The sequence below is a fragment of the Kitasatospora xanthocidica genome (genome assembly GCF_014656195.1).
Lineage (GTDB): Bacteria > Actinomycetota > Actinomycetes > Streptomycetales > Streptomycetaceae > Kitasatospora > Kitasatospora xanthocidica.
In genome coordinates this window covers 55,263-66,721 of the sequence record NZ_BNBY01000036.1, presented here as the reverse complement: position 1 = coordinate 66,721, position 11,459 = coordinate 55,263, and the positions used below count along the sequence as shown (strand labels likewise).

7 protein-coding genes, 1 pseudogene and 1 riboswitch are annotated in these 11,459 nt (G+C 71.3%); of the genes and pseudogenes, 1 reads left to right on the top strand and 7 read right to left on the bottom strand.

The window, feature by feature from the left end:
- The first annotated feature begins 119 nt into the window (after nt 1–119).
- Entirely contained in the window at nt 120–2,678 is a 2,559-nt protein-coding gene (locus IE332_RS36030) for an ABC transporter permease (protein ID WP_189925007.1), read from the top strand.
- Nucleotides 2,679–2,864: 186 nt separating this feature from the next.
- Here the strand turns inward: IE332_RS36030 and IE332_RS36025 are convergent, their stop codons facing one another.
- From IE332_RS36025 to IE332_RS35995, 7 genes and pseudogenes are all read right to left on the bottom strand, one after another.
- Nucleotides 2,865–4,232 (bottom strand): NAD(P)/FAD-dependent oxidoreductase, encoded by a 1,368-nt coding sequence (locus IE332_RS36025; protein WP_189925005.1) that lies wholly within the window; start codon nt 4,230–4,232, stop codon nt 2,865–2,867.
- A 429-nt stretch (nt 4,233–4,661) separates the two neighbouring features.
- Nucleotides 4,662–5,597 (bottom strand): Ppx/GppA phosphatase family protein, encoded by a 936-nt coding sequence (locus IE332_RS36020; protein ID WP_189925013.1) that lies wholly within the window; start codon nt 5,595–5,597, stop codon nt 4,662–4,664.
- A gap of 203 nt (nt 5,598–5,800) precedes the next feature.
- Nucleotides 5,801–6,340: pseudogene (locus tag IE332_RS36015) on the bottom strand (DUF501 domain-containing protein); the annotation flags it as partial.
- Nucleotides 6,312–6,794: an FtsB family cell division protein gene (locus IE332_RS36010; protein WP_229929184.1), complete on the bottom strand. Its 483-nt coding sequence runs from the start codon at nt 6,792–6,794 to the stop codon at nt 6,312–6,314. The pseudogene IE332_RS36015 and the gene IE332_RS36010, both read right to left, overlap by 29 nt.
- Before the next feature lie 118 nt (nt 6,795–6,912).
- The gene (gene eno, locus IE332_RS36005) at nt 6,913–8,199 is read right to left on the bottom strand and encodes a phosphopyruvate hydratase (protein ID WP_189924999.1); all 1,287 of its coding nucleotides are present in this window, start codon (nt 8,197–8,199) and stop codon (nt 6,913–6,915) included.
- 392 nt (nt 8,200–8,591) lie between these two features.
- Nucleotides 8,592–9,386, bottom strand: coding sequence for a LysM peptidoglycan-binding domain-containing protein (locus IE332_RS36000; protein WP_189924997.1), 795 nt, complete (start codon nt 9,384–9,386; stop codon nt 8,592–8,594).
- Nucleotides 9,387–9,391: 5 nt separating this feature from the next.
- Nucleotides 9,392–9,558: riboswitch (cyclic di-AMP (ydaO/yuaA leader) on the bottom strand.
- 243 nt (nt 9,559–9,801) lie between these two features.
- Nucleotides 9,802–11,181 (bottom strand): cytochrome P450 family protein, encoded by a 1,380-nt coding sequence (locus IE332_RS35995; RefSeq protein ID WP_189924995.1) that lies wholly within the window; start codon nt 11,179–11,181, stop codon nt 9,802–9,804.
- Between the last annotated feature and the right edge of the window lie 278 nt (nt 11,182–11,459).

Genomic DNA, 11,459 nt, shown 5'->3' with positions numbered 1-11,459 from the left:
CGCATGCGCCGCTTCGACGCCAAGGGCCGCACCAGCTGACACCACGCACCAGCTGAACCGGCGACAACCCGCAGCCCGGCAACCCCGAAGCCGCCCACCGACCCCTCCCAGGACACCCCATGTATCGCACCGCACTGCGCAACGTGCTGGCCCACAAGGGCCGACTGCTGATGACGGCGCTCGCCGTCATGCTCGGCACCGCCTTCGTGGCGGGCACCATGGTCTTCTCCGACACCTTCGGCAAGGCCATGCGGGACAGCAACTCCAAGAGCTACTCGGACGTCTCGGTCCAGGTGGTCGACCGCGCGGCCGGCTCCGGCGCCAGCGCCCGGCAGAAGAGCGAGAGCGGTTCCGCCGCGATCACCGACGCCACCGTCCAGCAGCTGGCCGCCCTGCCGGGCACCGCCAACGCCCGCGGCGTGGTCAGCGGCTTCACCGGGGTCGCCGACAGGAAGGGCAACCTGATCGGCCAGTTCTGGGCCGCGAAGGGCGCCAACTTCGCCCCCGGCCAGGACGGCAAGGACCCGCGCTACCCGATGGCCGAGGGCCAGGGCCCCAAGAACGGCAAGGAGATAGCGCTCGACCGCAAGACCGCCGACAAGGCGGGCTACAAGGTCGGCGACACCGTCCGGGTGGCCGCCAACGGCCCGGTGGTCGAGGCGAAGCTCACCGGGATCTTCACCACCGACGACCCGGTGGTGAGCACCGGCGGCACGCTCACCCTGTTCGACCGGGCCACCGCGCAGGGGCTGCTCCTGGAGCCCGGCCGCTACAGCGGCGTCGTCCTCACCGCCAAGCCCGGCACCTCCGAGGACGCGCTGCTCGACCAGGCCCGGCCCAAGGTGCCCTCCGGCAACCAGTTCGACGTCGAGACCGGCGCCAAGCTCAAAGCCGACGAGCAGGAGATGATCACCAAGGGCACCGACAGCATGCGCACCATGCTGCTGGTCTTCGCCTTCATCGCGCTCTTCGTCGGCATCTTCATCATCGCCAACACCTTCACCATGCTGGTCGCCCAGCGCACCAAGGAGCTGGCCCTGCTGCGCGCCATCGGCGCCAGCCGCAAGCAGGTCACCCGCTCGGTGCTGGTCGAGGCGCTGCTGATCGGCACCGTCTCCGCGGTGGCCGGTCTGGCCGCCGGCGTCGGGATCGGCGCGGGGATGCAGTCCCTGATCGGCACCCTGAACGAGAACATGCCGAGCGGCGCCCTGGTGATCAAGCCGCTCACCGTCGCGGTGACCCTGGTGGTCGGCGTCGTGGTGACGGTGCTCTCGGCCCTGCTGCCCGCCCTGCGCGCGGCCCGGATCGCCCCGGTGGCCGCGATGAGCAGCGGCGACCAGCCGGCCTCCCAGAAGAGCCTGGTGGTCCGCAACACGATCGGCTCGCTGCTCGCCGCCGGCGGCCTGGCCCTGATCGGCTACGGCGCCTCCACCGGCGACACCAGCGGCCGGCTGCCGGTCGGCCTGGGCGCCGTCCTGGCCCTGATCGGCGTGTTCGTCCTGCTGCCGCTGCTCTCCCGGCCGGTGGTCGCCCTGCTCGGCCCGCTGCTGCGCGGCCTCGGCGGCACCCCGGGCAAGCTCGCCCAGCAGAACGCGGTGCGCAACCCGCGCCGGACGGCGGCCACCGCCGCCGCGCTCACCATCGGCCTGACCCTGGTCAGCGGCCTCACCGTGATCGGCGCCTCGGTGAGCGACGTGGTGGACCGCGCCGTCACCAGCTCGATGAAGGCCGACTACATCGTCTCGGCCGCCAACAGCATGAGCCTCGCCGAGCAGGTGCCCGCGCAGATCGCCAAGGCGCCCGGGGTGGCGGCCTCATCGCCGATGACGGCCGCCTACTGGGAGCTCGACGGCACCACCAAGTCGATCTCCGGCCTGGACGCGGCGACCTTCGACCAGCTGGTCGACGTCGAACTGACCAGCGGCTCGACCGCCGCGCTCGGCAAGGGCCAGCTGCTGGTGGACGCGGACGTCGCCAAGAAGTTCAACGTCACCACCGGCTCGACGATGACCGTCTCCTACCCGGACGACTCCAAGGGCCAGTTGACCGTCGGCGGCGTGTACAAGACGGGCGGCATGCTCGGCCCGGTCGTCCTGGCCAACAGCGAGATCGCCAAGCACGAGCCCAAGCCGTACATCTCCGACGTCCTGGTCAAGGGCAAGGACGGCGCGACGGACACGCTCAAGCAGTCGCTCAAGGACGCCACCGGCGCCAACCCGGTGATCGAGGTGAAGTCCAAGCAGGACGTCCGCGACGACTTCAGCCAGACCATCACCTTCGCGCTGAACCTGATGTACGGCCTGCTGGGGATGGCGGTCCTGATCGCGATCCTGGGCGTGATCAACACGCTGGCGATGTCGGTCTTCGAGCGCAAGCGCGAGATCGGGATGCTGCGCGCGATCGGCCTGGACCGCCGGGGCATCAAGCGGATGGTCCGTCTGGAGTCCGTGGTGATCTCGTTGTTCGGCGCCGGCGTGGGCCTGGCCCTCGGCTGCTTCATCGCCTGGGCGATCAACGGCACCCTGAAGTCCAGCCTGGCCGGCCTGACCACCGTCCTGCCGTACGGCCAGCTGGCGATGTTCCTGGCCCTGGCCGGGGTGGTCGGCCTGGTGGCCGCCATCTGGCCGGCCCGCCGGGCGTCCAAGCTGGACATCCTGTCGAGCATCAAGACCGACTGACCGGAGGCCGGTGGACGCCGGTAACGAGAAGGGCCCTGCCGAAGCTTCGGCAGGGCCCTTCTTCGTTCTGTACTCCGCCCGGTCACAGGGCCGGCTGAGCACCACGGAGGTCGTGGTCCGGCGACGTTGCCGGGCGGAGGGCCTCCGACTCATACCCCGGTGCTCCCACACCGGGGTCTCAGTCGCTTACTTACTGGCGAGTTCCTTGTCGGCGGCCGGCTTGGCGGCCTCGACGGGCTTGGTGGGCGGGGTGACCTCCTGGATGGGAAGCTGCGGCTTCTCCATCTGGGAGAGGCCGACCATCTCGCGCTTGAGGAACATCGCGAGGGTCCAGTCGGTGAAGACGCGCACCTTGCGGTTGAAGGTCGGCACCATGGCGCCGTGGTACAGGCGGTGGAACCACCAGGCCGGACGGCCCTTCAGCTTGTACTTGCCGAAGAGGATCGCGACGCCCTTGTGCAGACCGAGACCGGCGACCGCACCCAGGTTCTTGTGCTTGTACTCCTTCTGCGGGAAGCCCCGCATGCCGGAGATCACGTTGTCGCCGAGGACGACGGCCTGACGGCAGGCGTGCTGCGCGTTCGGCGGGCACCAGGCGCCCTCGCCGGCGGCGAGGTCCGGGACCTGGGCGTTGTCGCCGGCGGCCCAGACATAGTCGAAGCCCTGGACCTGCAGGGTCGGCGCGGTGTCGACGTGGCCACGCGGGCCCAGCGGCAGACCGAACTCGGACAGCACCGGGTTCGGCTTCACGCCGGCCGTCCACACGATGGTGGAGGCGTCCATTTCCATGCCGTTCTTCAGCACGACGTGGCCGTCGACGCAGGAGTCCATCGAGGTCTCGATGTAGACCTCGATGTTGCGCTCCTCGAGCTTCTCCTTGGTCCACAGACCGAGGTCCGGGCCCATCTCGGGGAGGATGCGGTTGGCGGCCTCGACGACGACGAAGCGCATGTCGTCGCGGCTGACGGTCCGGTACAGCTTCGACGCGTCGCGCGCCATGTCCTCGATCTCGGCGATCGTCTCGATGCCGGCGAAGCCACCGCCGATGACGACGAAGGTCAGCGCCCTGCGGCGGACCTCCTCGTCGGTGGTGGACTCGGCCTTGTCGAGCTGGGCCATGACGTGGTTGCGGAGGCCGATGGCCTCCTCGACCGTCTTCATGCCGATGCCGTTCTCCGCCAGACCCGGGATCGGGAAGGTGCGGGAGACCGAGCCGGTCGCGACGACCAGGTACTCGAAGGGCAGCTCGTAGCTGTCGCCGGCCGCCGGCTGGATGGTGGCGACCTTGCGGGCGTGGTCGATGCCGGTGACGGACCCGGTCAGCACCTCCGCCTGCTTGAGGGCGCTGCGCAGCGGCGCGACGAGGTTGCGGGGCGCGACGTTGCCGCCGGCCGCCTCGGGGAGGAAGGGCAGGTACGTCATGTACGACCGCGGGTCCACGACCGTGACGGTCGCTTCGCCGTAGCGCATCTTCTTGAGGATGCGCATCGCGGCATACAGGCCGACGTAACCACCGCCGACAATGAGGATGCGAGGACGCTCCGTGGTGCTCATATCCGAAAGTATCCAGCACCGTCCGGAGCAGCCTTCGTGAGCCCGGTCACAAGCTCATGGACACCCCGTGCTACACTGCGCGGCCGCAAAAACGGGTCCGGCGCCCGTGCTCACACCCCTCCGCGCCCCCTCGTGAACGTGCGCCGGAGCACCACCCTGCTGAGCAGCAACGATCCGCACAACACCCGGGTTCCCGCGCGTGATTTCGATTTTCAAACCCCAAGCGAGCCCTGGCCTGCGATCCAAGGGGCCTCGCGACCGGGAGGCCTTCGGTCCCACAATTCGGACGTAGCGGGCGAGCAGGTGCGCCGAATGACCCCATCGCCATGTGAAGAAATTCACGAACTTTTCCGCACGGGCTCGGGCGCGCCCCGGCCCCGGCTCCCCGAAAGGGGTGCCGGGGCCGGTTCGGGTAAGCCCCGCAAGGGGTCAGGAGGCGATACCCCAGGCGATCCCGTCCAGGATGTCGTGCTCGCTCACGACCAGCTCGGCGGCGCCGGTCCGCTCCATGATCTCCAGCAGCTCCAGCGCCCCGGCCGCGATCACGTCCACCCGGCCCGGGTGCATCGACGGGATGGCCGCGCGCTCGGCGTGGGTCGCGGCCAGCAGCTCACCGGCGATCTCCGCGACCCGCTCCCGGCTGAGCCGCGAGTGGTGGATCGCCGCCGAGTCGTAGCCCGACAGGCCCTGGGCGATCGCGGACACCGTGGTGACCGTTCCGGCCAGGCCCACCAGGGTCGCCGCACCGGTCAGCGGCACGGCCTCCTCGGCCCGGTCCAGCTCGGCCCGCACGTGCGCCCGGGCCTCGGCGACCTGCTCCGCGGAGGGCAGCTCGGCCCCGCCGAAATGCCGCTCGGTGAGCCGCACGCAGCCGATGTCCACCGAGCGCGCCGCCTGGACGTCGTCCGACCCGAGCACGAACTCGGTCGAGCCGCCGCCCAGGTCGAACACCAGGTACGGAGCGGGGAAGCGGTCGCCCGTCAGCTCCTTGGTGGCGCCCAGGAAGGACAGCCGGGCCTCCTCCTCGCCGCTCACCACCTCCGGCTCGACGCCCAGGATGTCGCGCACGCCCTTGGTGTACTCGTCGCTGTTCTCGGCGTCCCGGGAGGCGCTGGTGGCGACGAAGCGCAGCCGCTCCGGGCCGACGCCGAAGCCGGAGATGATCTCCTGGTACTCCCGGCAGGCCGCGAAGGTGCGGGCCAGCGCGTCGGGGTGCAGCCGGCCGGTCCGGTCCACGTCCTGGCCCAGCCGGTTGACGAGCATCCGGCGGTCGAGGTCGGTGATCTCCCCGGTCTCCGGGTCCAGGTCGGCGACCAGCAGCCGGATCGAGTTGGTGCCGCAGTCGATCGCGGCCACCCGGGTCATGGTCACCGCGACTCCTGCTGCCCGTCGGTGTCCTGCGCACCGTCCTGTCCGGCACCGTCCTGCGTGGCACCGTCCTGCGTGGCACCGTCCTGCGGGAGGTCGTCCGCGGCGAGCTTCTTGGCGGCGCGCTCGGCCGTCTTCTGCTGCTTGGCGGCGATCACGGCCTCGTGGTCCTGCTCCTTGGCCCGGTTGCGGGCGACCCGCTCCCCGGCGGCCTCGACCTCGGCCGGGGAGACGCACGGGCCCTTGGCCCACCACTCCTCCAGCATCCCGATCGCCTCGTCGCCGAGCGGGTTGACGCCCTCGCCGGCCGCCAGCGAGTGGCCGACCAGCACGTGCAGGCACTTCACCCGGTCCGGCATGCCGCCGGCGCTCGGGAAGCCCTCCAGCACCTCGATCGCGTCGCGCCGGGCGATGTAGTCCTCGTGCGCCTTCTGGTAGGCGGCGGCCAGCTCCGGGTCCTCGGCGAGCCGGGCCGTCTGGTCCTTCATCACGCCGTCCGCCTCCAGGGTGCCGATCAGCGAGGCGGCCTTGGGGCAGGTCAGGTAGTACAGCGTCGGGAACGGCGTGCCGTCCGGCAGCCGGGGGGCCGTCTCCACGACGTCCGGGTTGCCGCAGGGGCAGCGGTGCGCCACGCCGCGCAGGCCGCGCGGCACCCGGCCGAGCTGGGCGGCGATGGCCGCGACGTCGGCGTCGGAGACGGAGGGGTGGTTCTCAGTGGTCATGGGGGGAGGTGTCTCCAACGGGGGACGGTGGGAGCGGAAGGGGGGCGGCGGGGGCCGGCGCGGCCGTGTCGGCGGCGTCGACCGAGTCCCAGATGCTGGCGTACCAGGGCTTGGCGGCCTTCGGCTGACCGGCTGCCACACCGGCCGCCGGGGCACCGGCGGCGGACGAGGACGGCTTGGCGGAGGCCTGCCCGGCCGGGTCCACCGCGATGTACGGGGTTTCCCCCGGCACCGCGTAGTGCAGCCGGGCGCGCGCCTGCGCCTTGACGTACTCCGGGTCCTGCCAGCGGGCCTTCTCCCGGCGCAGCTGCTCGACCTGCTGGCGCGCGTGGTCGGCCTTCGCCCGCTGGGCGGAGATCTCGGCGCGCTGGGAGATGAACTGCCGCGTCGGGTAGGCGAGGATCGCCACCAGCGAGCAGAGCACCAGGACGAGGACGGTCGCCCGGCTCGTGAACCGAGGCCGGGCCGCCAAGCCCGGAATCCTCCAGCCTGCCATCTCCCGTATCCCCTCCTGGTCGCGACGGTGCCCCGCCGTCCACCCTACGGGGTGAACGGCGGGGCACCGGTCAGGCTTGCGCTACCTCGCGGTCTCAGCCCTCGTGCTTGAAGCGCGGGAAGGCGCCGCGGCCGGCGTACTCGGCGGCGTCGTCGAGGATCTCCTCGATGCGCAGCAGCTGGTTGTACTTGGCGACGCGCTCGGAGCGGGCCGGGGCACCGGTCTTGATCTGGCCGCAGTTGGTGGCGACGGCCAGGTCGGCGATGGTGACGTCCTCGGTCTCGCCGGAACGGTGCGACATCATGCAGCGGTAGCCGTTGCGCTGGGCCAGCTCGACGGCGTCCAGGGTCTCGGTCAGCGAGCCGATCTGGTTGACCTTCACCAGCAGCGCGTTGGCGGTGGCGGTCTCGATGCCCTTGGCCAGGCGGGCCGGGTTGGTGACGAACAGGTCGTCGCCGACCAGCTGGACCTTGTCGCCCAGCTTGACGGTCATGGCCTTCCAGCCGTCCCAGTCCGACTCGTCCAGCGGGTCCTCGATGGAGACCAGCGGGTAGGCGGCGACGAGCTCGGCGTAGTACTCGATCAGCTCGGCGGCCGAGAGGGCCTTGCCCTCGAACTGGTAGGCGCCGTCCTTGTAGAACTCGGAGGCGGCGACGTCCAGGGCCAGCGCGACGTCACGGCCGGGCACGTAGCCGGCCTTCTGGATGGCCTCGGTGATCAGGTCCAGGGCCTCGCGGTTGCTGTCCAGGTTCGGCGCGAAGCCGCCCTCGTCGCCGAGGCCGGTGGACAGGCCGCGCTCCTTCAGCACGCCCTTGAGGGTGTGGTAGACCTCGACGCCCCAGCGGACGGCCTCGGAGAAGGACTCCGCGCCGATCGGGGCGATCATGAACTCCTGGATGTCGACGTTGGAGTCCGCGTGCGAGCCGCCGTTGAGGATGTTCATCATCGGGACCGGCAGGACGTGCGCGTTCGGGCCGCCCAGGTAGCGGAACAGCGGCAGGTCGCTGGCCTCGGAGGCGGCGTGCGCGACGGCCAGCGAGACGCCCAGGATGGCGTTGGCGCCGAGCGAGGACTTGTCCGGGGTGGCGTCGAGGTCGAGCATGGCCTGGTCGATCAGGCGCTGCTCGGTGGCGTCGTAGCCGACCAGCTCCGGGCCGATCTGCTCGATGACGGCCAGGACGGCCTTCTCCACGCCCTTGCCGAAGTAGCGGTTCTTGTCACCGTCGCGCAGCTCCAGCGCCTCGAAGGCACCGGTGGAGGCACCCGAGGGGACAGCGGCACGACCCGTGCTGCCGTCGTCGAGGCCGACCTCGACCTCGACCGTGGGGTTGCCGCGCGAGTCGAGGATCTCACGGGCTACGACGACATCGATGGACGGCACGAGGCATCTCCTAGCGGAAGCAGGTCCGGCTGACGCTGGTGCTGTCGGCAGGACGATTGCGGAGTCGTTACGGACCAGAGCCTAGCCGCCCGGGCTCCCGGGGCCACGTCGACCTGGGTCCCGTCTCAGCGTGTGGCCCCGCTACCCCCCGGTAGTTCACCTGCTTGTCCCACCTTGTCCGCCCGGGACGGGCGAATGCGGACGAAGGGGGCCGGTAGCGCCGACCCCATTCGCCCGCACGGGCGTTGCGGCCCCGGAGGGACGGCTCCGGGGCGGGCGCGGCGCCCGGGGCGGGAGCGCGTCCCGGGGCCGGGCGCGCCTCCCCGGGGCGGAAGCACTTCCCGGGGCCGGAGCGTCTCCCCCGGCCGGGCGTGCCTCCCGGGCGGGGCGGCTCAGCCGAGGTGCAGGACCTGGCCGGGCAGGATCAGGTCCGGGTCGCCGCCGACGGTGCCGCGGTTGCCGTCGTAGAGCGCGTGCCAGCCGCCGGACACACCCTGGGTGGCGGCGATGGTCGACAGGGTGTCACCGGCGCGGACGGTGTAGTCGTGGCCGGTCTGCGCGGCCGGGGCCGGCTGGGCGGCGGACGGGGCCGCGTGCTTGGGGACGTACTGCTGCGCCGACTGGTCGACGGGCTTCTCGGCCTGCTGCGGCGCGGCGTGCTTCGGGGCCTGCTTCTGGGCGGGCTTCTCGGCCGGCTTCTGGACGGGCTTCTCGACCGGCTTCTGGGCCTGCTGCCGCTTGGGCGTCTGCTGCTGCGGGGCGGACTGCGGCTTGGCGTCCGAGGAGGTGTCGACCGACGCCGGGGCGCCGCCCTTGCTCAGCCCGGCCTTCTGGGAGCAGACCGGCCAGGCGCCCGGGCCCTGCGAGGCGAGCACCTTCTCGGCGATCGAGATCTGCTGGCCCTTGCTGGCCTGGTTGGCCTGCGGCGCGAAGGAGGTGCCGCCGTACGCCTTCCAGGTGCTGGAGGTGAACTGCAGGCCCCCGTAGAAGCCGTTGCCGGTGTTGATGCTCCAGTTGCCGCCGCTCTCGCACTGGGCGACGGCGTCCCAGGTGGAGGCCGGGGCGGCGGAGGCGCCGGTGGCGGTGAGGAGCGGCATCGCGAGTCCGACGCCGGCCACACCCGCGACGGCGATGGCCTTCTCGGCCTGGGTGCGACGACGGTGGCGGCCAGTTCCAACGAACAGCATGAAGAGGTCCCTCTCCGCACGCCTGCGAGGTGAGCTGTCGGGTTCGGACCGGGAGGTGGCCCGGCCGCCGTACGCGGAAACGATTCCGCTCGGGCGGCTTCACCCCAAGCCGTGGGGACGGCAACAAACCTGGGTCCCCCGCCCCTGCCCAGGGTTCTGGTCGGTTTCCCGTGACGCGGCGGGCAGGATTCGGCGTTCCGCGCACGAGGTCCGCAGCTGCGAACTCCAGGGAGAGTAGACAGATCCTCAGACCAATCACAAGCTCATATCACCGATATCACACAGAAATTACGGCGCGTGTCCGATCGCCTACCAACGGCGGCGTTATGTCCGGATTGATGGTCCTTCACACCCTGATTCAAAGGCTCCGGGCGACGCTCCGTCAGCGCGTCACCCGGCCCACCGTCACTTCGTGTCAATTTGTCAGGGGCGCGGAAGGAGCGTGCGCGGGGGCCTGGGGAAGCGTATGCGGGGAGCGGCTCTCCGGACTGAATTCGACCGGGAGTTCCCGCAGGCCACGCATGATGAGACCACCTCGCCAGCGCAGATTCTCCGGACTTTCCGCGAGCCGCAGATCCGGCAGCCGGGAAAGCAGCGTGGCCAGCGCCGCCCGCCCCTCCAGCCGGGCCAGCGGGGCTCCGATGCAGTAGTGGATGCCGTGCCCGAAGCCCAGGTGCGGATTGTCCGTTCTGGCCAGGTCCAGGGTGTTCTCGTCCGCGAACCGGGCCGGATCGCGGTCCGCCGCGGCGAGCACCACCAGCACCGGATCGCCCACCGGGATCTCCACCCCGCCGATGGTCAGCGGCTGCGTCGCGAACCGCCAGGTCGCCAGCTCCACCGGCCCGTCGTAGCGCAGGAGTTCCTCGATCCCCGTCTCCAGCAGCGCGCTCTCCCCGCGCGCCACCGACTCCTGCAGCAACCGGCGCTGCCCCGGATCGCGCAGCAGCGCGTACGTCCCGTTGCCGATGAGGTTCACCGTCGTCTCGAAACCGGCGAAGAGGAGGATGAAGGCCATCGCCGCGGCCTCGTTCTCGGTCAGGTGCTCGCCGTGGTCGCTCGCCCTGATCAGACCCGAGATCAGGTCGTCCCCGAGGTCCGCCCGCTTGCGGTGGATCAGCTCCAGCAGGTACGCCCGCATCCGCTTCACCGCCCGGCCCACGCCACCGCGTTGACCGCCGCCGTGCCGGATCATCATCCCCGCCCAGTCGCGGAAGTCGTCCTGGTCCTCGGCCGGCACGCCCAGCATGTCGCAGATCGCGTAGATGGGCAGCGGGAAGGCGAACTCGTGGATCAGGTCCGCCGAACCGCGCTGCGCGAAACCGTCGATCAGCCGGTCCGTGAGCTGCTGCACCCGCGGCTCGAACTCCGCCACCCGGCGCGGGGTGAACGCCTTCGACACCAGCCGGCGCAGCCGGGTGTGGTCCGGCGGGTCGATGTTCAACAGGTGGGTCATCAGATCCGCCTGCCGCTCCCCCGGGATGCCCACCCGGCCGGTGCGGTGCGCCTGCTCGCTGTGGTGCGCCGGGTTCTTCGACAGCCGGCTGTCCGCGAGCGCCTGCCGGGCGTCCGCGTACCTGGTCACCAGCCAGGCCTCGACACCGCTGGGCAGCTTGGTGCGGTGCACCGGGGCGTGCTCGCGCAGCCAGGCGTAGGCGGGGTACGGGTCGGCGGCGAACTCCCAGGTGAACAGCTGCGGCGCGGCGGGCGGCGAGGCGGGGGCCGCCGGCTCCGGGGCCGGGGCGTCGGGCTGCTGGGCGGCGGGCTCCGCGAAGGGGGCGTCGGGCTGAGCTGGCATGGGTCGACCGTATCCGGTGGGTGTCCGCACCCCCTCCCGCAGGACGCGCGCCACCCCGCGTCAACGGCGTGCGGCCTCCGCGCCGACGGCATGCGACCGGTGTGCCGACGACATGCGACCGGTGCGCCAACACTCCGTGGACGACCCGTGGACGGGCCGTGGACGGCTCTTGGACAGCTCTTGGCCGGACGGCAGGCGTGAGCCTGGTCACCTGAGGGGTAATCCCTGTTGCGGAGGATCAGGACCTGCCTACGATCCTCCGCAGTGCGCGTGGGCGC

What these genes read in the sequence shown, in the direction of transcription:
- IE332_RS36030 (WP_189925007.1), top strand. Translation starts at nt 120, where the DNA reads ATGTATCGCACCGCACTGCGCAACGTGCTGGCCCACAAGGGCCGACTG.
- IE332_RS36000 (WP_189924997.1), bottom strand. Translation starts at nt 9,386, where the DNA reads ATGCTGTTCGTTGGAACTGGCCGCCACCGTCGTCGCACCCAGGCCGAG.
- IE332_RS36025 (WP_189925005.1), bottom strand. Translation starts at nt 4,232, where the DNA reads ATGAGCACCACGGAGCGTCCTCGCATCCTCATTGTCGGCGGTGGTTAC.
- IE332_RS36020 (WP_189925013.1), bottom strand. Translation starts at nt 5,597, where the DNA reads ATGACCCGGGTGGCCGCGATCGACTGCGGCACCAACTCGATCCGGCTG.
- IE332_RS35995 (WP_189924995.1), bottom strand. Translation starts at nt 11,181, where the DNA reads ATGCCAGCTCAGCCCGACGCCCCCTTCGCGGAGCCCGCCGCCCAGCAG.